The sequence below is a fragment of the Cupriavidus sp. GW823-FHT07B10 genome (genome assembly GCF_058794355.1).
This window is the reverse complement of sequence record NZ_JBXAGS010000013.1, coordinates 1-19,548: the sequence shown is the minus strand read 5'-3', so window position 1 is coordinate 19,548 and position 19,548 is coordinate 1. Positions and strand designations below refer to the sequence as shown.

Sequence of the window (19,548 nt, the reverse complement as noted above, 5' to 3'; positions counted from 1 at the left end):
AAGTTCCCCGAGTGGCTATTGTAGGCGGGCAGTGGCAACCGCTGGAAGTGGTCGGGCGTCAGCCTAATGATCCTGAGCGCGACAATTACTGAAAGGCCATGCACCTGCTGGGACTTGGCGCAAATATCCTGGAGAAGAGGCCCATGACCGCTAAGCCAAGTTGAGAGGTGGATTCTCCGCGCGCACCTGTGTGAACAGATGGCGCAGCAGATCAATGGCATGTTGCACCAGTTGCACAACCAGATCGGCAATGCTCATGTCCATACTTATGGCTTGGGTGGTCGCAAAGATTACGACCCCTAGCACAGCAAGCACCGTCAAGCCGAACTTCAGATCGTCATTCACAGTGGCCTTCTCCCGCCTCTTCACCGAATTCAGGTCCATAACCGACAGGGGCGCTACACAATGGCGCACCATTGAACAATTGGACCCATCTCACTTCCTTGTGAGCGTGGCAGAAGTGGGATGCGCCGTTCTGTGCGGCATCCCTCGCATGTGCAACTGAGCTTGATGGGACAGGAATCAAACCGTGCACCCCAAGACCGGTTCTTCCGGGGCCATGGCCTCGCCGCCAGAATCCAGAGCGACAGTGGCGCGGTCCGAAATGACGGAAACCAATTGCTACAGTAGTTCGAGACCCAAGTCGCCCAAGCCGATTTCAGGAACTGGGACGCCCTTTCTTTTCTGGAACAGGATGTGCTGCGCCACCAGTCTGAAACGGCAAGCGACCTGCGATCGAGGATCTGATCCAATGCCCTGCACGGCGCAGCACCGACGTGAGAGCCAGATCGAATCGCAACGACAGCGCGTGCATCTGATCGCCGATTTGCTTCGCCTGCGCGACGCCGTACGCCGACAGCTCTATGTCCATCCAGCATGGTGAAGCGTAAGCGTCAGCGGAAACCATCTGGTGAGGCAGGAGCAGCGATGAGAAGGGTAGCGGCTTCACGGTATAAGGAGTGAAGCGATGGCCGAACATCGAGATGGCAGTAGCGGACACGAAGGGACGAGGTATTACCGGCATGACCAAGCCTTCTGGCGGGAGATGGTGGCACAGTGGAACTTATGAGCCGGCCCGGGCTCAACGTAATCGAGCATATCCGCTTCAAGTACGTGGCCACGAAGGACGGCGAGTCCACCATCGTGACCGCTGCCGCGCAGCCCTCGCCGCTGCCCAAGAGCAACGCCAGCGCAGGGGTGCTGGCCAGCATCCAGGTCGACACCTTCGTGGTCCACCTGCCGATCAATCGGCAGGAGACGCGCTATGCGCGCCTGGGCGTGCACCTGCCAAGGGCCACTCTGTGCGAATGGAAGCTGGCTTCTGCCGAGCTGCTGGCAAAGCTGCTGCCGCCTTTGCGCAACCACGTCCAGCAGGCGCCGCGCCTGCATCTGGACGACACCACGCTGCCACTACTCGAGCGCAGGCGCGCCACCACGCGGCAGGCCCATCTATGGGGCTACCTCGTGGCCGGGCTGCGGCAGGAGAACGGATTATGGGTCGACCACCAGCCAGCGGTGCTGTTCGAGTTCGCGGAATCCCGCGCCGACGCCCATCCCCTGAACTTCCTGCGCGACTATCATGGCTACCTGCAGGCGGATGCCTACAGCGGCCACGATGCGCTTTGCCGTACCGGCCGGATCATCGAGGGCGGATGCTGGGCGCATTGCCGCCGACGCTTCTTCGAGATCGCCAAGGCCCAGAAGACGCCAGGGCTGGCCGCGCGGGGGCATTGGCGTGGATCGCCAAGCTGTATGCCATCGAAGCCGGCATCAAGTACAGGTCACCGGAGCACAAGCTGGCGGTGCGCCAGGCCGAGGCCGTGCCGCTGCTGTCGCAGTTCCATCAGTGGCTGCAGGGTAACGCCCATGGCCTGCTGGCCAGGCATCGTTGCGCAATGGCACGCGCAAGGGCCAGGGCTGACGTACTCGGCTGAGAGCGGCTGAACGGTCGCTGCCGCCCTCGCCCCGGCCAGCGCCGATATCCGCAGGCGGCGCCTGCTCGGCGAGCCAGATGGCGGCGCGAGGTTTTGGATTTTCCGGTAAGGCGGCGGCACGTTTGTCGCGCGCCTGTGCAATGGGCGGATTCAGGCAGTGAGCGAAACGCCCCGGGCAGCTATTAAGCGGTGACTACTTTACGTATGTGAGCGGGATGGGACAAAAGTGCGCCGAACGTCACCATGGCGTTGGGGCGGTCCATCCCGACATATACGCCGACGACGCATCTTGTCGAAACGTCGAGGGCTATGCTTAGCCATGGCCGGCCAATTGGGCGTCGGCTCGCATCATCAACCAGGATCAGATCGGCCAGCGTGTGATCAATCTGCACAATATCCATCGGACAGCGCGCCACAAGATGACCTGGTGGAATCTCAGAGCCCGGCTGCGTTGCGAGCCGAAGGGCGTCCTCTTTCCGATGGGCGGCCCATCGTCGCGAAATGGTAGATCTGCTTGGCGGACTAACACTTGCCCCTGCGCATCGCTTCCGAATTTCGACGTCGAGCTCGAAGAGCGGATGAGCGAGATGAGGCTGTCGCGGCAGCCAATCGGTCAGGACCTCATTCACGATTTCCTCGATGGTCGCTGGTAGACGCGGCTTTCCCACTTTTGGGCCTCGGTCATAAGGTATCAATGCGCTCGCCACAGGATCCGCGAGAAAGCGCCGGCGCAAGTGATAAACCGTGGCCCAATGGATTCCAAGCAATTTGCCAGCAGTCTCAGCTTGCTTAAGCGTGAGGGGAGCCGTCCCAAGCGGACGCAACACCCTCGCAATCGCCAGCTCGCGCTTCGTTGCAATCCTCATCGCCATGCTCAAGGCCGTGGTCTTACATACGCGGACAGATTTCCTTTATCGTCGCTGCCGTCTGTAGCTTTGCGAGCGGCGTCTGCACGATTGGTTGCCAGACCGGCCTGATCGTTGTGTCTGGCTCCGCTTTTGGTGTGCTTGTTGGTATCCGTGCTTCTCGCCTGGTGGTCCTACCGACAGTACCAAGGGCTGGGTCTTCCTGAAAGCGAAAGTGCGTCACATCACTAGGGCAACCGACGGATCCGTCAGAAATTTTGTGTTTAGGCATAACATGTCACCAAGGAGCATGTATGCCACTAAAAACCACGACCAGTCAGGCTGCCAACCGTGAACCGCCGCCCCATTCCCGAGGACCTGATTGCCCATTTCGTAAATGGGTCCGATGCCTGCCGAGGCGGTTCAAGACGCCTCGATGGCATTCAAAAAGGCCCTGATTGAGCGCGCCCTGGGCGGAGTAGACTGTCCTGACCGAGGACGGTCCACTGCGGGTCGATATCCCACGCCACCGTGTCAAGATGCGTGAGGACGGCGTGGTACGTAACAAGGCCGTCAACCTGGCCTTGGGCGTGCTGCCGGATGGCACGCGCGACATCCTGGGCCTGTGGGATATTCATGCGGCCAGGCATCGCCGATGCGTACAGCGCGCCTTCGGGTTGCATCGGCATTGCCGCCGCCATGAGCAGCTGCTCGTAGGTAGCGTGCAGCTCCCATTCTGCCTTCGCCGCCGTCGAGCCACACTCGCGGACGTTCCATCCGTTGATCTCGTCGGCCCGCGCCTTCAATAGGCGCGCGGCTTCGCGGAGGATTTCAGCGCGTTTATCGAAGCTTGTGGACGCCCATCCTGGCTGCGCACGCTGCGCGGCATTAGCTGCCCGGTCGATATCATCCGCAAGGCCGATTCCGATCGTCGCCAGGATCTTCCCCGTCGACGGCTCGACGACGTCCGCAACGCTGCCAGTGCCAGGCACCCAACCGTTCGAGAAGATCCGCCCTTCCCATGCGCATGAATTGCTATTGGTCATTAATGTCTCCGCAAATACTGTAGGAATATCGCCAGCGTCATCAATCGGCAGAGCCGGCCAGAACCCGCACGACGCCTGACTCCCTCTTGCCGTGATCCGAGATTAGGAAGACCGCGATCGCGGCCACCACGCCGGGGATGGCAAACACCATGAAGTTGAACGTGTTAGGAAACTGCTGGCTCAGGAGGTAGCCATCCAGTGCGGGCCCTGACACTGCGCCGAGCCGCCCGGCTGCTGCGGCCCAACCGACTCCGGTCGACCGTACGTGCGCGGGATATAACTGGGCTGCGAAGGCATGTACGATTGGGGTTGCCCAGCCCCCGATTTCGGAATATATTTTTCTCCACAAAGACCCCATCGGGGAGACTCCCCTATGAGCGTATACGTCGCACGTGATCGAGCAAGCGCGCTTGAGCACATCAGTTCGCGCATAGATAGTACTGTCGATCTAGACTATGAAACCGCGTGGGAAGACGCGTTCGAACTCGGACGACTTGGGCAACAGCGCGGCATCGTCGTACAGTTCCGAACCATCGAACATGTCTGTGTGGAGTCTGCAGATGCGCTAGCCAGAGGGCTCCGCGGAGAAAAACTCACATTCCGACAGCGACACCTCTACTGCCGGTTCGACATGACGGCATTATCCGAGGACTGTCTGTGCGAACTCGAGGCACTCGCTATCAAGCACGGCGACTACATCCTGCCTGGTCACTTGTTGCAAGAAGCCACGCTCATCTGGAACTAGCCAGTTCATGCTGTCCCAACAGCGATACCTTGGGCGGCATCTCGCATGTCGGGCCACCGGCTGACGCAGGCAAGGGACTTCGCGCTCGCATGCCATCGCAACAGAACTCCGCTGAAGAGCAAGAATGTTGTCTTCCCGGCATGCCGGCCAGACTGCTTCCGGGAGATAGCAAATCTACTTAAGAAGAATCCCTACGGGCGGAAGCATCCCGGCAAAAGTAGGATGACGGGACGAACTTTGCATGAAGGAATATGTCATGCGTCCCCGCTATGCGACTGAGAAGGATTGGCCTGAGGTTGAGGCCCTCCTGCGTGCTTCCTCACTTTGCGTCGAGGGGGTACGCGAACATATCACCCATTTCATCATGGTCCGCGACAATGCCGGGCTCCTCGGATGTGCCGGCGTGGAGCGCTATGGGGAAACAGGACTTCTTCGAGGACTGGCTGTTGCGCAGCGCGCAAGGTCTGCAGGTCTCGGCGAGCTTCTGCTTTCCGCAATCGTGGCAGACGTCCGGCTGCAAGGGGTCGCATCAATAGTGTTGCAGACCAAGACCGCATCCGGCTATTTCGCGCGCCTCGGCTTCGCGCCAATCAACCTTTCTGACCTGCCGCCTGCCGTAATGCGCTCGCAGGAACTCAACCGTCCCCCAGCCGATGTCGGGACGCTGATGCAAATTGCCTTGTAGTAGCTCGCTCGCAAGTTCATTCGCCGGAGCGGGCAGCCAGGCGCATTGCGGAGCCACGGAGGACGGCTCGCAACGTTGAAGTCGATGCAAGAATTTCCACCACGCCAGGGTCATCGCGGCTTTGGCTTCCTTGACCTTGCTGCCCTATTCCCTTCGAGCGGCTTGAATTTCCCGAAGTCTTCTTCATGCGCCCTGCTCCCGACCGTGGGCTTTTCGGGGAGCGGTTTAAGCCATTAGCGCGGCACGATTTGAAGCCAACAGCCGTGTTCAACCGGCACCGACTTCGTTCGTGAGTGGCTTGCCGCTTTCGAACTCCGTCACGCTGCGCAAGGTTGTTTCGCAAATGGTCGTCACGGCCTCACGCGTGAGGAAGGCTTGGTGCCCGGTCACGATCACGTTAGGAAACGTGATTAGCTGCTGCAGCACGGAGTCGTCGACGATGATGCCGGACAGGTCGCGGAAGAACAGGCCCGCCTCCTGCTCGTACACGTCGATCGCCAGCCCGCCGAGTTGCCCGCTCCGGAGCGCTTCGATGACTGCTTCCGTGTCGATCAGCCCGCCGCGGCTGGTGTTGATGAGCAAGGCCCCCGGCTTGGCGCGCGACAGCGTTTCGGCATTGATGATGTGATGGGTCTCGGGCGTGAGCGGGCAATGCAGCGAGATGCAGTCCGCGCTTGCGCCGATTTCTCCCTCGTCCGCGTAGCGTCCACCAAGGGCCTCGAATTCCGGGGACGGGTACTTGTCGTAGCCGATCACGTTGCAACCGAACCCGACCATGATTTTCGCAAACACGCGCCCGATCTTGCCGGTGCCGATCACCGCCACGGTCTTGCCGCACAGGTCGAAGCCCATCAGGCCTTCGAGCGAGAAATTGAAGTCCCGGGTGCGATTGTAGGCCCGGTGGATCTTGCGGTTGACCGCCATCAGCAGGGCCGCCGCGTGCTCGGCGACCGCATTGGGCGAGTAGTCGACAACGCGCACCACCTTGATCCCGAGCGCCTGCGCGGCTTTCAGGTCGACGTTGTTGAACCCCGTGCAGCGCAGCGCGACCAGCTTGGTGCCGCCGCGTCCGAGCGCTTGCAGCACGGTCGCATCGGCCCGGTCATTGACGAAGATGCACACTGCGCCGTGGCCCGCGGCGAGGCCCACCGTCTCATTGTCCAAGGGAACTTCGAAGTACTTGAGCTGATGGCCTTCGGCCGCATTCGCGGCATCGAGATGTTGACGATCATAGGACTTTGCGCTGAAGACGGCGATTTCCATGATGTGTCTCCGCGGCGAATCGCATGGCGCGCTTCGCCCAGGTTGCCCTGCACTATCCGCCAGCCAGTGTGGCGGCGACCTGTACGAACAGGATTTTCACGATGGTCATTGACGGGAAGATCATCGAGTAGCCGAGGTCGGGCCGGTCGGTGGGCGCGACGCGGTTGGCAAAGGCAAGGATGGCGGGATTGCCGGTCGCGCCGCAGATCACGCCCACCGCCAGGTCGAACGGCAGCCTGAAGACCCAGAGGCAGAAAATCGCAGTAATCAGCAGCAGGGCAAGCAGAATCACCACGCCATAGATCAGGAAGGACACCCCGGTTACGCCGATGGTGGCGAAGAACTTCGGCCCGGATGCAATGCCCACCTGTGCGAGAAAGATGGTCAGCCCGAAGTTGCGCAGGACCAGGTTGGCCGACAGCGGCATGGTCCAGACGAACGGCCCGAGACGGCGCACCCGGCCGAGCATGAGGGCGACCAGCAGCAGCGCCGCTAGCCCCAGCGCCAGCGTGCCGACGCCGGGAATCGGCACGGGGATCAGCCCCACCAGCAGCCCGAGGGCCGCGCCGATGCCGATCGAGATAAAGCTCAGCTCGGCGGTGCCCTTGATGGAGTCGCCGAACAGCGCGCGAATCGGCTTCATGTGGGCGCGATTGACCAGCAGGCCGACGCGGTCACCGAACTCGAGGGTGAGGTCATCGCGGGGCATCAGGTCCGCATCACCGCGCCGCACATGGGCGATCGAGCAGACCATGCCTTCGGGAAAACGGATATCGCGCAGCGTGTGCCCGACCACGAGCCGGCTTGAGGCGAACACGCGCATATAGTCCAGGTCTTCGCGATGGCTTGTCATGCGGCCCGGCTGCAGTTCCCCGCACAGCGAGGTGGCTTCACGCAGCACGGCCGGGTCAGTGGCGGTCGCGAGCAGCACGTCGTTGGCCTGCAGGACCAGGTCGTCGGCGGAGGGGTGGTTGTGGTGGGCGCGACGCACGGCGGCAATCGCCACCCCGTCCGGTAGGCGCGCTACCACCTCCGACAGCCGCGCGCCGATAAACGCCGGGTTCGTCAGCGCAATCTCGGCGGTCTCGATCAGCTTTGGCGGCGGCCGCACGATATTCGGCTTGAGCAGCGCGGTGAGGGCATACAGAAACAGGATCGGCCCTGCAACGCCGACTGGGTATGCGACGCTGTAGCCCACCGCGGCGCCGTCGCTCTTCATCGCCGCCATCGCGGCCTGCAGGCTTGCCGTGCTGGTGCCCGCGCCGGCGAACATACCTAGCGACTCGTCTAGCTTCACGCCGACCAGCGGCACCAACGCAACCGCGAGCAGTCCGGAGCCAACCACGCCAAGGACCGCAGCGGCGTTGGCCTTGATGCCATCGGGGCTGGTCAGACCCTTAAAGAACTGCTCCCCGTACTGGATCCCAATGCCATAGAGAAAGAGCAGCAGCCCTAGGGTGCCAAGGATGGCAGGCGGCGCGGACTTCGGCGCGAACCCGCCGATCGCCAGCCCCACGAACAGCACCGCGCCCGAACCGAGCGACACGCCCTTGATATTGATCTCGCCGAAGACATAGCCCAGTGCAACCGTGAGGAACAGCGTGAGCAGCGGCTGGGTTTCGAGCAATGTCCGGACTGCATCCATGGCAGCTCCTTTCTGATGGGCAGGAGCAAGGGGGGCAGCGATAAGCAACTGCGCAGGGTCACGCGCGCACTGCGCGGACGGGGTTGACAACCGTTGTTCCGGGCATGCGTTATCGAGTGCGGCTTGCATGAACCCGATCATCGTGACAGGCACCGGCCGGCACGGCGGCAACCACCGGAATGCCCCTCGAAAATATACGATGCGCCGCACAAGTTCAAGAATAAGAATTGAAGCGGCGCGCGGTCAAACAGGCGGTTGGCACCTCCAGACACAAATCTTCTGCCAAGCCCTATCTCCACCTTACGGTAGCGCCGGCCTCACTTTCCCCCACATGCTGCGGCCAACCGCGCGCTAGCCAATCGAGGCGATCATCGCGTCGGCGAGATCTTCGCAGCGCATCCAAAGCCGCCGGAAATCCACCAATCTGCTGGCATCCGGTATGTCGGGTGGGAACGGGCACGAATCCGTGCGGAATATGCAGGCTATCGCCGGTCAATTCGACGTACGGCTCAGCTTCCAGGATCCAGGATCCATCAGAAGGCAGCCCGGTTTCTGGGGTCACGCTGATCCTGCCAAGCTGCGGTGCAGGCAATACCCGCAAATGGGGCTGTGCGACAACGCTGCATGGGACTAAATTACGGCAATGCCGAAACCCCTCTCTCCTGCTTCTGAAACAGCCGGCACCGGACGCCTGCCATGCCGAATCGACCTGGAGTTCGCGCGTGGCCTGGTCTGGTTCCGGCGCGACCTGCGCGCCGACGACCATGCAGCGCTGCACTATGCCCTCAAGCACTGCCGCCAAGTGTGGTGCGTGTTTGTCTTCGATCGCGAAATCCTTGACCCGCTGATTGCATGCGGACGCAAGGTCGATCGACGTGTAGAGTTCATCCTGAGGTCGTTAGAGCCGTTACGCAGGACGCTGACCGATGCGGGCGGCGGTCTGATCGTGCTTGACGATATCGCGCGCGATGCCATTCCCAGGCTGGCGGCCGAACTCGATGCCGATGCCGTCTTCACGAACCACGACTACGAACCTGCCGCGAAGCGGCGTGACACGGCCGTGCGTCAGGCACTGGCTTCCGACTCCCGAGTGCTGTTCACATTCAAGGACCAGGTTATCTTCGAGGCTGACGAGCTCTTGACCGGCCAAGGCCAGCCCTTCAGCGTCTTCGCGCCGTACAAGAATGCGTGGTTACGCGCAGTGCAGCCGTTCGACCTTCGACCGTATCCAGTCGACCAGTATCTGGGCGCGCTGGCACCGGTGCCCCCTCAGTATCAAAAGGCTTCGCCGATGCTGCACGATCTCGGCTTCGCTGTCAGCAATCTTGCCGAGATTGCAATGCCCACGGGCAGTGATGGCGCCCGTGCACTGTTCGATGAATTCATCGACCGCATCGGCGATTATGGCTACCGGCGAGATTTCCCCTCGCTGCGCGGCCCGAGCTACCTATCGGTACACCTGCGCTTCGGCACGATCTCGATCCGCACGCTGGCGCGAGCCGCGCTTGACGCCGTACTGCGCGGCGGCAGCGAAAGCGCCGGCGCGGCCGTCTGGCTATCCGAACTGATCTGGCGCGACTTCTATTTCATGATCCTCCACCACCATCCCCGCGTGGCCGACGGCAAGTCTTTCCGCCCCGAATACGATGCGCTGCAGTGGGTCGACTCTGTCACGGGTGACAAATACTTTCAGGCATGGTGCGACGCGCAGACCGGCTATCCGCTGGTCGATGCCGCGATGCTGCAGATCCGCCAGAGCGGCTACATGCATAATCGTCTACGGATGGTGACTGCGAGCTTTCTCGTCAAGGATCTCGGCGTCGACTGGCGACGCGGCGAGCAATATTTCGCCGACCAGCTCAATGATTTCGATTTCTCGGCCAACAACGGCGGGTGGCAGTGGGCTGCGTCAACGGGCTGCGATGCACAGCCGTACTTCCGTATCTTCAATCCGGTCAAGCAATCGGAGAAATTTGATCCACAGGGGCGATTTATTCGCAAGTACTTGCCGGTGCTGGCACAGATGCCGGACAAGTACATCCATGCGCCATGGACGGCGCCTGTGAACGTACTGGCTACAGCGGGGGTGAAGCTTGGAGAGAACTATCCACCCCCGATCGTGCAGCACGAAGTTGCGCGGAAACAGACCCTTGAAAGGTATGCGGCGATAAGGAAATCGATATAGCCGTTGCAGATCGCGATTCCGGCTAATGGCGTTCGACCGGCTCGAGCGCCCTCCACTCCCCGGCTGTTCTCCGGGCCATCGCACTAAGCCACTAGGGCGCGGAAAACGCCGCGCCGATTTGCCGTGCCCGTTTCATCTCGTCGCCGTGCAGGTAGATCGAGGTGGTCGAGATCGAGGCGTGACGCAGGTTGTCCCTCACTGTCGTCAATTCCGCGCCGCGCGCCAGTGCATGAGTCGCATGAGTGTGCCGCATCCAATGCGGGCTCGCCTGCCGCAGCTTGTCGGCGGCGGAAGGGTGATCCGCCTGGATCAAGTCCGCCACTTGCCTGAAGAAGCGCCGCAACACGCCCCACAGGCGCGTGCCGGTGATGCCACTGGCCGGATCCTGGCCAAGGCCGCCGATCAGTGGGGTATGCGGGTCCCATCGCGCTGGCGTGACTGGCAGGCCTCGTTCCACCAGATAGCTGTCGAGCGCCAGGCGCGCCAACGGTGGCAGTGCCACCTTGCCAGCCTTGGCTCCTTTGCCAACCAGCTTGAGCCAATGGTCGCCATGGGGATCGCTGTCAACGTCGCCGAGCGTCGCACCGACGAGTTCGCTGGCGCGCAGTCCGGTGGCGTAGCCGAAGTCCAGCACAAAGCGCAGGCGCTGGGCCGCCGGGCCGTCCCAGCCATAGGACCATTCGAGGCCGTCAGCAATGGTGCGGATCAGCAGCCATTCGCCTTCCGTGAACGCGTGCGAGCTGTCCAGCGCCGCTGACCGCCCTCCTCCGCGCACCTTGATCCCGGCGAACGGATTGGCCAGCACATAGCGCTGCTGGATCAGCCAGCGGAACATCGCCCCCAGTACAGACAAGGCATGGGCGGTGGAGCGCGCCGAGAGGCTGCCGGTGAACGGACGCCAGTCGGGCGAGGTACGTGGTCTCGCTGGCCCTACCCAGCGTTCCCGGGGCGCCGGTCGCCGCACGAAGCTGCGATAGGCCGTCGCATCCTCAGTGGTCAGCGACGACAACGGCCGTTCGCGCTCGACAATCGCCCACAGGATCAGCCGCTCGGCCTCTTTGCGATAGGTGCGCTGCGTCGCTGGCGACTCATGCAAGGCCAGCCACGCCTGGATCGCCGCGTAATCGTTGTCCGCATTGAGGGCGCAGGTCGCGCGCGGCGCGCGGAACTTCCCCCGCGACCCATCCACTTCATGCGGCAGCCGCAGTTGCTCCCATGGCACGACCATGCCCCGCGGCGCCTGCGCGAGCAGCGCCCGGGCGCGTTCGGTCAGTTGGGGGAGCCGGGCAAAGAAGGCTTCGACCTGTCGGGCCCCGGCCGCGCCCAGGCCGGGGATCGCGGCCCACCAGCGGCGCCGGCGCGGCACCCGAACGGTCAGTGCCGCCAGCGTGTCGATGCCCTGCGCGCGCAGCGCGGCGACCGTGCGCGGCGCCAGCCACAAGCCGATGTCGTCGCTGATTGCCGGTGCCGGCGGCGGCAGCGTGCGCAGCGTCTCGATGGCATGGTCCGCTGCCCTGCCCTTCTCCGCCCGCTCGGCCGCGGAAATTTCAAACAGCGCAGCGAGGTCCTCGCGCTGGCGGCTGCGGGCGTATGCGGCAAGCTGGCGGCGGATGCGCCCGAGGATGCCGCGCGACGACTGGCCCTGCGCCCGCTCCTCGCCCAGATATCGTGCGACGGCTTCGCGCGTCGTCAGCCCGGCATGCCAGGCGCGCAGCGCGGCGAGTGAGGTGGCATCGGGGAAGCCGGATGGCGGGGTCGGTTCCGGCGGGGTCAGGGTCAAGCGAGTTTTCATATACGCCAGTTTAGCGCATCGACGTATCTATTACGATAAGAATACTTATCGTAATAGCTGGCTGGATCGGTAGCTTGTAGCGCAAGAAATCCACCCCTTTGATCTGGAGATAACCATGGCCAGCGAACCCATTCGCGATCCCGCAAAAGACCACCTGCTGACTCCGCAGAACGCTGCCTTCGTGATCATCGATTACCAACCGGTCCAGGTGAACTCCATCGCCTCGATGGATCGGCAGCTGCTGGTCAACAACATCGTCGGCGCCTCGCGTGCCGCCGTGGCGTACAAACTGCCGATCGTGCATTCCACCGTCAATGTGAAGACCGGCCTGAACAAGCCGCCGATCCCGCAGTTGCAGAAGGTGCTGGGCGACTTCCCCACCTACTACCGTACCACCATCAACTCCTGGGAAGACGTTGAGTTGCGCGAAGCAGTGAAGGCAACGGGCCGCAAGAAGCTGATCATGACCGCGCTGTGGACGGAAGCCTGCCTTACCTTCCCGGCGCTGGACGCGCTCAAGGAAGGCTATGAAGTCTATGTCGTGGCCGATGCAGTGGGCGGAACTTCCGTGGCCGCTCACGAGGCTGCGCTGCGTCACATCGAACAGGCCGGCGGCAAGATGATCAGCGTGCCGCAGCTGTTCTGTGAACTGCTGTTGCAGATCGTTATTTCCGCCAATGGCGGTCACTATTTCCGCCAATATCGAAATTTCAACGCTTTTACCTACCCCTTGCGCTGCCCGAGCAGCAGTTGAGCTGATTCGCGCTCCATTTCCGGCCAGTCTCACCATTTCCAATTTTGCCCCCTTGCGTAGCCGGACGGAATTCGTTGATAACTTGTTGATTTTCCAGAAGCCCCAGTCTCACGAATTCCGGTTCCTCGCAAAATCGCGGCGACCTTCAGCTTGAAGCGCGGAGGGGCGATCGCGTGGATCGTGGTCAACGGCGATCATGATCGCTGCCTGACCCTTGGCCTGATACCACCCGTTGGTCAAGCTGAGCGACAAGGATTAGCGCGATAGTCGCCGCGCACAATGCCGCACCGGCATAGAACGTGAACGCCGCTCCGAGTCGGTCCCACAGCAAGCCGGCCAGCGCGCTGGCAATGAGAAGCGCCAGCCCGCTTGCCAGATTGAAGAGGCCGAACGCCGTGCCCCGCAGATCTTCGGGCGCGGTGTCGGCGACCATGGTGGCAAGCAGTCCCTGGGTCATGCCCATATGGAGCCCCCATAGCGCCACACCGGCCAGTGTTACCGCCCAGTGCGCGCCAATCGCCAGCACGAGATCGGCGAGAACAAGAGCCACCAAGCCCCATGCCAACAGCGTGGTATGAGGCAGCCTATCGGACAGCCTGCCAAAGGGGTAGGCCGACAGGGAATACACCAAGTTCATCGCGACCAGCACGAGCGGCGCCAGGTACAGAGGCAAACCGACCTGTTGGGCGCGCAGCACCAGAAACGCCTCGCTGAACCGAGCCAGCATGAACAGCGCCCCAATCGCGACCACCTGCCAGGACGATCGCCCAAGACGGACAAGGTTTGCCCACTTGATGGGGTTGCTTCGCTTGGCGCCGAGATGGGTGTCGGGCTCTCGCACCCCGACCATCAGCAGCAAGACGGAGAGGATGCCTGGGATGACCGCCACCCAGAAGACGGCCCTGAAGTCGTTCGCCCACAGATACATCAGGCCGATGGCACTCAGCGGCCCGAGAATGGCACCCACGGTGTCCAGCGATTGTCGTAGGCCGAAGGCGGCGCCCCGGAGATGCGGCGGTGCGATGTCCGCGACCAGCGCATCGCGGGGGGCGCCGCGAATGCCCTTGCCGATTCGGTCTGTGAGGCGCGCTGCCAGAACGGTTCCCACGCCAGGCGCCATGGCGAAGAATGGCTTGGACAACGCGCCAAGGGCATAGCCCAGTACCGCGAGCCCTTTGCGCTTGCCGAGGTAGTCGCTGAACGCGCCCGAAAACACCTTGACCATCAGCGCGGTCGCCTCGGCGGCGCCTTCGATGAGGCCAACGGAGAAGGCGCTGGCACCAAGCGTTGTCACCATGAAGACGGGGAGCAAGCTGTGAATGATTTCCGAGGAAATATCCATCAGAAGGCTGACAAAGCCCAGCATCCAGATCCCCGTGGGAATCTGGCTCAAGGTAGAGCGAGTGCGAGCGGGTTCGGTCACAGCGACTCCTTGTTCGCAGGATGATGGTCCCGCCTCGACGGAGTATGAGCCATTCGAACGACATGGGCATCAGCAAAAGGAGTCCGCGCAGCGGAGGCGAGCAAACTGCCGGCCGCCACGGTTGCCAGGTGCAGCTGCACCATGCGAACGCGCAACGAATCGCTGGCGCCCCGATCGGCCACCCCTTCAAGCCACTATGAAGCGGAGAACGCCGCCCCGATTTGGCGCGCCCGTTTCACCTCGTCGCCGTGCAGGTAGATCGACGTGGTCGAGGTGGACGCGTGCCGCAGACCAGCCAGAGTACATTGCGGGCGATTTGCATACGCATGCCAAGTCTCCCCCGGAAGACGATCGGCAAAGGCTTCGCTGATGCGCGTGGGGTAGACCTTTCCGTCCGGCCGGTCAGCCTTCGTCAGGCTTCCTTAGCACTACGCTGCCCTCCCTCGCGCTGAACCGCGAATCGTCGGGTGCCAACACCGAGTTCTTTGGCATTGTGGCATGTTCCATTCAGTGGGCACTGTTGCTTCTCGCACACTGCGGAATAGCTACCGTATCCCCGCTGCGCAGCGTAATTCGAAGTCGAAGTACGGAAATTCTGGATCCGTTGCACGGCACAGCGCGCTACAACCTGGCCAAGGCGCCGTTGCGACCGTCCAGAGTCTTGGCGCATCCCTCATCCATACCGTCGCGGGGCGCCTTGTCGTGACCGCAAGGTACGCATGCCTTCCTGACGCTTGCCCGGAATGGCACTCCTGGCATTCGCTGTCTTCCCATTCGCTGAGCCAGAGCCCCAAAGGGGGGGCCCTCAGATTACCCGCCGCCACAGAACGGTGTGGGCGACGTTGCGCTGCAGTGCTGGTCCTTCGTTACCGCCGAGACCCTCGAGCTAAATGCGAGCGCTACAATCGTCTCACGCAGGGACACACACGGGCGACGATAGTCAGTCAAGCTTTCAGCTCCATGCCAACTATCCCCCCGCGGCAGAACAGTTGTCGCCCCTATAGAATCTGAACCTCCGGGCGATAAGAGATAGTGAATTCAAGTACCGTGCAGTAGCGCGGCTGTTGCCGCCGGAGAGTGCGGCGGTGGAAGTGGTCTCAAGGGACCTGGGTGTCGCAGTGGCCACGCTGGAGCGCAGGCGTGCGGATGCTCTGTCCATGCCCGCTCGCGAGCGGGCATGGACAGAGCCGGCCCGGTTTGAGGCGGTGCTGGCGACGGCTGCGATAGACGAGGCCAGCAAGAACGCCGGCATGCGAGGTGGTCGGCTTACCGTGCGCACGCTGTAACGTCGGAAGGCCCACGGTGGCCTGGTCGCCGGTGCCCGCTGCCCGCGCGGCCCACGGCAGCGCACGAGCTGATCAACGAGTAGCGCGAACGCATTCTGGCCGTTGCCAACGAGCCGTGCTTTGCTGGCCGATGCATCGACGCTTGTAACCTCGAAGATTGACCCATTCGGCGAGGGCGTCGATATATGCCGCGAGCGGACCAGCGGGGACACGCTGCAGGGTCCACACCTTGATATCAGCCTGTCCCATCACATCCTCTTACCAGGAAGCGACCTTGAGGAAGGAAATGCTATGCCGAGTTCTTTGGCGGCCCAAACGCATGCAGGGGCGTTCCCGACCAGCTTTTCGGCACATAGGGCTCAGTCGCATTGCGTCTGTTCGCCTGGCAGCGTGCGCAAGCGCCGGAAGACCTCAGCGACCGGGCGCGGCCGGTACCGTGCGATCAGATGCCGAAAGTGGTCCGGTGCGCCTTGGTAGCTGCGCTCGCGCACCATCGCGTACAGGCGGCTGGCCGTGAGCAAGGGGAACTTCTCCAGCGTCTGCCCGATGAACTGTTGCAGTAATGGCAACAGATCCGAATCGCGTCATCACCTGCACGGTGATGGAGGGCACGCCACTGGCTGTGCCGCTCGTACGTCGCCCATAGCTGTGGATGCGCACACCATTTGCTCTTTGGTCTATAACAAAAGCGCTGACACACCAGCACTGGCTGGGCCCTGCCGGTAAGCGTTGGCTAGGACGCAGTTTCATGCTACGGACTTCTTTCCCGGCCGCACAGGCAGTGCGACAGCTTAATCCTCAGAGTGAAAACAAGGGGGAACTACAGTGAAGGTATCAGAGATAGATGGTCCGCTACTGGATTACTGGGTGGCGAAAGCTGAATGGGGCGATGCGCAAATCGTTGACGGAGATGTGTTGGGCGGAGCTGGATCCGAATGGGATGGTCAGGTATTCTCGCCGACGAAAATCTGGGCGCAGGGCGGGCCTCTCATAGAGAAGAAGCGGATCAGAATTCTGCCGCCAGAGGGTGGCAGGCTTGTGTGGCTCGCGGAGGTTGGGCAAGCGCAGGGGCTCGACGCATTACCACTGATAGCCGCAATGCGAGCTTTCGTGGCTGCAAAATTCGGCGACGAGGTGCCAGCCGAGTGACCGAGGTAACTGGGATTTCGTGCTGTGTGGCGATGCCGACTGGCAGGAGGTGGTAGCGATGGTCAAGGCCGCCGCCGCGACCATGACCAGTGCAGTTATGCCGCCAGGCGGCCATCGGCAGCCGGGTGCTGGTGCGCAAATACGCGCGCCGCCTGGAGATCCGCGACCTGAAAGCCTACCCAGGCATCAAGGCCATCGCCGCGCAACTCAATGTCCAGTTACAGGCGCTGCCCGGCGACGAGGATGGCCCGTTCGCCCACGCCTTCGAAGCCATGTGCAAAGTACAGAAGCCCGCGGCGCTCTATTGCAACCCGACCGTCCAGAACCCGAGCACACGCACCATGCCGCAGGCCGTCATGGCGGCCTGAGGAAGGGAAAGCCGACCACCGCGGCCACACAGAAGTGACCTAGATCGAGCGTTATGCGCAAAAGTACGCGTGTCTGCCTCAACCATTAGGTCGTGCCCCCCTTCGTTTGAAGGCTTACCGAATCAGGTCTCCGGCGCAGGCTCCTGACGCTTGCGAATCCACTCGGCGAACGCTTCGTCTTCGATGCGGTAGTCGCCCATGGCCAAACGGGTCACGACGTTATCGGCCAGCAAACGTCGCAGTGCGTGAGCCGTAGTGTTCCGGGTGGCTGGCTTGCCAAGCATGGTACTGAGCTTTTGTAGTGCGGCGCTGGAGTGCAAATCGGACTCGCCACGTGCTAGCAGGTATAGAATCGCCCGGTCAGCGGGCTTAAGCTTGTGCCACTGAGCAAGCGAGTGTTCGTCTGAGAACACTGAAGCCTTTGTGTAAGCAAGCGCTGCGACGTCTCCCTGCGGTTGATAGAGCATGTACCTTTCGATAAACCGTTTGAAGAACTCCGGAGTGCGATGCAGTTCGTCGAATGCGCGCATACCCTGCTCCAGCGTTAGCTTCTGACGTGCCATGCTGTTCAAGAGCTTGACCGAGAAGGCAACGAACTCATCGCCAAGCAAGGGGAACGGCTCCAGAGGGGCCCAATTGAAGAACGGCTCCGACGCCCTCGCAAACATGGCGCGAAGGGTCGTCTCGGAACTGCCGGCAAAGATGACTTTGATGCGATCCTTGCGGATATCGAGCGCTGCGCGCAGGGCGTGAGCGAAATCGCTGTGGTCCGCGCCGGCCAGGACTTGGGCCTCGTCAATCACGAGGAGCAGCAGCTTCTTGGTGCGGTCAAGCTGCTTTAGTACTTCATGCAGCGCCGCAGTCCTGTCTACGCCAGCCTTTCCTAGCTCGGCTTCCAATGAGCCCTCTACCCCACCTGGAATTTTCGCGCTGGCCTTCACCTTCTTGACCGGGACGCGAAGCTTGGACAACATTGCAGCGGCCCCTTTGGGTTCGAGGGCTTCGCCTAGTGCTGCCACAAGGGCCGTTTCAGGCGAGGTCCGGCTATCCCAGAGGTTTGTGTACGCGGTGAGGTAACCGTGCTCAACAGCCGCCGGCATCAGGTCTCTGCGCAAGAACTCGGTCTTGCCCATTCGCCGGCGAGCGAACAGTCCGCGAGCTGCAGACAGCTTTAAGTCGAACGCATGCAGATACGCGTTCGCCAACTCGGGGCGGCCAAAGTGCCAGGGGTCTGGCAAGGTCCTCTCATCAGTTCTCATGAGATATGAGAATTCTCAAAATAAGTGAGAAGTAATGATACAAGGCGCTCAGCCACGCGTAAAGGGCGAGCTTGCGGTCATGGGGCGGCATCACCACGGTCGGTGGGTCCAACAGCCAACGTCATGACGGATTACGCCACAAATCCAGAAGGGCAAGACCTGGGAGATCTCGCTGCCACTACTCTCAGATGAGTGCGGTAAGCACAACGTTATCGGGCCTTATCGCCGCATCCCTGCATCGCCCGTGCTTCCCGGGCGTCGAAAGTGGCGCATACGCCTGCCCCAGTCCATTGCCGATGCGGCTCCCCAACCCGTTCGCGCATGGATTTGTACCCGTCTGTATCACGCTGCCGCTGCGATACCTGTTCCGACAGAGCCCCCCCTCACGCGCTACGGGCCTGATACATCGATCGCCTTAAATGCATTCCGTGGCCCGGCGGCGAACCTCAACAAAGCCAGTCCCTGCCGCGCAATACCGAACCCAAACCTTTAAGGAAGACGATCATGACTACCCACAACATCGCCAAGCGCTTTGTCTTCGCCATCGCCCTGGTTGCCGCCGCTGCCGGTGCGCAGGCCGCCGCACTGTCCCAGCCGGGCGCGCGAGACCCCTTCACCGACGGTGCCCGCTCCGTGCAAGAGGCACGCAGCCCGTACAGCGACGGCGCGCGTGCCGTCGACCCGTTCACGGACGGTGCGCGCAACGTCGATCCGTACTACGACGGCGCACGCACCCTGTCCGGCCTGGACCGCACCGGCGTTTCAGCGGACCCGGCGCGCAGTGTCGACCCCTATCTTGACGGCGCCTACGCCTGAACCCCGACTTTCTGAATAAACAAGGAGCGCATCATGACCCGTATCGAAAAAGTGCTGTACACCGGCAAAGTCCACATCACCGCAGGCGGACGCGACGGCGAAGCCCATAGCGATGACGGCCGGCTGAACCTTCAACTGTCCTCGCCGGGCACCAAAGGCCCGGGCACGAACCCGGAGCAATTGCTCGCCACGGGATGGTCGGCGTGCTTTATCGGCGCGATCGGGCTGGCCGCCGGCAAGATGAAAGTGAAGCTGCCGGCCGAGCTTTCGGTCGAAGCCGAGGTTGACCTGGGCATGGCTGGCGAGGCCTATTTGCTGCAGGCCCGGCTCAATGTCCACATCCCCGGCATCGA

Annotated in this window: 18 protein-coding genes and 5 pseudogenes; 12 read left to right on the top strand and 11 right to left on the bottom strand. The window is 62.2% G+C overall.

What is annotated here, in order from left to right; all coding sequences use genetic code 11:
- Nucleotides 1–150: 150 nt before the first annotated feature.
- The gene (locus AC1Q6V_RS23855) at nt 151–345 is read right to left on the bottom strand and encodes a hypothetical protein (RefSeq protein WP_454750538.1); all 195 of its coding nucleotides are present in this window, start codon (nt 343–345) and stop codon (nt 151–153) included.
- A gap of 313 nt (nt 346–658) precedes the next feature.
- Complete coding sequence (locus AC1Q6V_RS23850) at nt 659–1,000, bottom strand: hypothetical protein (RefSeq protein ID WP_454750539.1); 342 nt, start codon at nt 998–1,000, stop codon at nt 659–661.
- Nucleotides 1,001–1,065: 65 nt separating this feature from the next.
- Here AC1Q6V_RS23850 and AC1Q6V_RS23845 point away from each other — a divergent pair.
- Both AC1Q6V_RS23845 and AC1Q6V_RS23840 read left to right on the top strand, forming a co-directional pair.
- A pseudogene (locus tag AC1Q6V_RS23845) lies at nt 1,066–1,695 on the top strand (IS66 family transposase); the annotation flags it as partial.
- Complete coding sequence (locus AC1Q6V_RS23840; RefSeq protein WP_081225822.1) at nt 1,653–1,934, top strand: IS66 family transposase; 282 nt, start codon at nt 1,653–1,655, stop codon at nt 1,932–1,934. The pseudogene AC1Q6V_RS23845 and the gene AC1Q6V_RS23840, both read left to right, overlap by 43 nt.
- 182 nt (nt 1,935–2,116) lie before the next feature.
- Here the strand turns inward: AC1Q6V_RS23840 and AC1Q6V_RS23835 are convergent, their stop codons facing one another.
- Nucleotides 2,117–2,335, bottom strand: a complete 219-nt coding sequence (locus AC1Q6V_RS23835; protein WP_492350776.1) for a TnsB C-terminal domain-containing protein — start codon at nt 2,333–2,335, stop codon at nt 2,117–2,119.
- Nucleotides 2,336–3,093: 758 nt separating this feature from the next.
- Between AC1Q6V_RS23835 and AC1Q6V_RS23830 the strand changes: the two are divergent.
- Nucleotides 3,094–3,408 (top strand): annotated as a pseudogene (locus tag AC1Q6V_RS23830) (transposase); the annotation flags it as partial.
- 18 nt (nt 3,409–3,426) lie between these two features.
- Here the strand turns inward: AC1Q6V_RS23830 and AC1Q6V_RS23825 are convergent.
- A pseudogene (locus AC1Q6V_RS23825) lies at nt 3,427–3,825 on the bottom strand (aldehyde dehydrogenase family protein); the annotation flags it as partial.
- Nucleotides 3,826–3,865: 40 nt separating this feature from the next.
- Nucleotides 3,866–4,183: an MFS transporter gene (locus tag AC1Q6V_RS23820; RefSeq protein WP_454751097.1), complete on the bottom strand. Its 318-nt coding sequence runs from the start codon at nt 4,181–4,183 to the stop codon at nt 3,866–3,868.
- 15 nt (nt 4,184–4,198) lie between these two features.
- Between AC1Q6V_RS23820 and AC1Q6V_RS23815 the strand changes: the two genes are divergently transcribed.
- Both AC1Q6V_RS23815 and AC1Q6V_RS23810 read left to right on the top strand, forming a co-directional pair.
- On the top strand, nt 4,199–4,570 hold the full coding sequence (locus AC1Q6V_RS23815; RefSeq protein WP_011615231.1) for a hypothetical protein: 372 nt from the start codon (nt 4,199–4,201) through the stop codon (nt 4,568–4,570).
- Nucleotides 4,571–4,811: 241 nt separating this feature from the next.
- Nucleotides 4,812–5,255 carry a GNAT family N-acetyltransferase gene (locus tag AC1Q6V_RS23810; protein WP_011615230.1) on the top strand — a complete coding sequence of 148 codons (444 nt, stop codon included), beginning with the start codon at nt 4,812–4,814 and terminating at the stop codon, nt 5,253–5,255.
- Between the two features lie 267 nt (nt 5,256–5,522).
- Here AC1Q6V_RS23810 and AC1Q6V_RS23805 read toward each other — a convergent pair whose 3' ends face one another.
- Nucleotides 5,523–6,518: a 2-hydroxyacid dehydrogenase gene (locus AC1Q6V_RS23805; RefSeq protein WP_058698389.1), complete on the bottom strand. Its 996-nt coding sequence runs from the start codon at nt 6,516–6,518 to the stop codon at nt 5,523–5,525.
- Nucleotides 6,519–6,570: 52 nt separating this feature from the next.
- Entirely contained in the window at nt 6,571–8,163 is a 1,593-nt protein-coding gene (locus tag AC1Q6V_RS23800; RefSeq protein ID WP_011615228.1) for an aspartate:alanine exchanger family transporter, read from the bottom strand.
- 643 nt (nt 8,164–8,806) lie between these two features.
- On the opposite strand from AC1Q6V_RS23800, the gene AC1Q6V_RS23795 reads away from it, so the two are divergent.
- A complete protein-coding gene (locus tag AC1Q6V_RS23795; RefSeq protein WP_454751096.1) occupies nt 8,807–10,348 on the top strand; it encodes a cryptochrome/photolyase family protein in 1,542 nt (513 codons plus the stop codon).
- A gap of 91 nt (nt 10,349–10,439) precedes the next feature.
- Here the strand turns inward: AC1Q6V_RS23795 and AC1Q6V_RS23790 are convergent, their stop codons facing one another.
- Nucleotides 10,440–12,140 (bottom strand): site-specific integrase, encoded by a 1,701-nt coding sequence (locus AC1Q6V_RS23790; RefSeq protein ID WP_454751095.1) that lies wholly within the window; start codon nt 12,138–12,140, stop codon nt 10,440–10,442.
- A gap of 115 nt (nt 12,141–12,255) precedes the next feature.
- On the opposite strand from AC1Q6V_RS23790, the gene AC1Q6V_RS23785 reads away from it, so the two are divergent.
- Nucleotides 12,256–12,894: a hydrolase gene (locus AC1Q6V_RS23785; RefSeq protein WP_439671699.1), complete on the top strand. Its 639-nt coding sequence runs from the start codon at nt 12,256–12,258 to the stop codon at nt 12,892–12,894.
- A 184-nt stretch (nt 12,895–13,078) separates the two neighbouring features.
- Here the strand turns inward: AC1Q6V_RS23785 and AC1Q6V_RS23780 are convergent, their stop codons facing one another.
- Complete coding sequence (locus AC1Q6V_RS23780) at nt 13,079–14,260, bottom strand: MFS transporter (RefSeq protein WP_439671779.1); 1,182 nt, start codon at nt 14,258–14,260, stop codon at nt 13,079–13,081.
- 1,079 nt (nt 14,261–15,339) lie between these two features.
- On the opposite strand from AC1Q6V_RS23780, the pseudogene AC1Q6V_RS23775 reads away from it, so the two are divergent.
- Nucleotides 15,340–15,682 (top strand): annotated as a pseudogene (locus tag AC1Q6V_RS23775) (IS3-like element ISAzo10 family transposase); the annotation flags it as partial.
- Nucleotides 15,683–15,962: 280 nt separating this feature from the next.
- Here the strand turns inward: AC1Q6V_RS23775 and AC1Q6V_RS23770 are convergent.
- A complete protein-coding gene (locus AC1Q6V_RS23770) occupies nt 15,963–16,172 on the bottom strand; it encodes a hypothetical protein (RefSeq protein ID WP_439671698.1) in 210 nt (69 codons plus the stop codon).
- 256 nt (nt 16,173–16,428) lie between these two features.
- On the opposite strand from AC1Q6V_RS23770, the gene AC1Q6V_RS23765 reads away from it, so the two are divergent.
- Together AC1Q6V_RS23765 and AC1Q6V_RS23760 are read left to right on the top strand one after the other, a co-directional pair.
- Nucleotides 16,429–16,752 carry a phage protein NinX family protein gene (locus AC1Q6V_RS23765; RefSeq protein WP_454751094.1) on the top strand — a complete coding sequence of 108 codons (324 nt, stop codon included), beginning with the start codon at nt 16,429–16,431 and terminating at the stop codon, nt 16,750–16,752.
- Between the two features lie 164 nt (nt 16,753–16,916).
- A pseudogene (locus tag AC1Q6V_RS23760) lies at nt 16,917–17,102 on the top strand (PLP-dependent aminotransferase family protein); the annotation flags it as partial.
- Nucleotides 17,103–17,242: 140 nt separating this feature from the next.
- Here the strand turns inward: AC1Q6V_RS23760 and AC1Q6V_RS23755 are convergent.
- Nucleotides 17,243–18,358 (bottom strand): ATP-binding protein, encoded by a 1,116-nt coding sequence (locus AC1Q6V_RS23755; RefSeq protein ID WP_439671696.1) that lies wholly within the window; start codon nt 18,356–18,358, stop codon nt 17,243–17,245.
- Nucleotides 18,359–18,883: 525 nt separating this feature from the next.
- Here AC1Q6V_RS23755 and AC1Q6V_RS23750 point away from each other — a divergent pair.
- Nucleotides 18,884–19,195 carry a hypothetical protein gene (locus AC1Q6V_RS23750; protein WP_010810276.1) on the top strand — a complete coding sequence of 104 codons (312 nt, stop codon included), beginning with the start codon at nt 18,884–18,886 and terminating at the stop codon, nt 19,193–19,195.
- A gap of 33 nt (nt 19,196–19,228) precedes the next feature.
- Nucleotides 19,229–19,548, top strand: a 320-nt coding sequence (locus AC1Q6V_RS23745) for an Ohr family peroxiredoxin (protein WP_492350775.1), incomplete at its 3' end; no start/stop codon positions are given.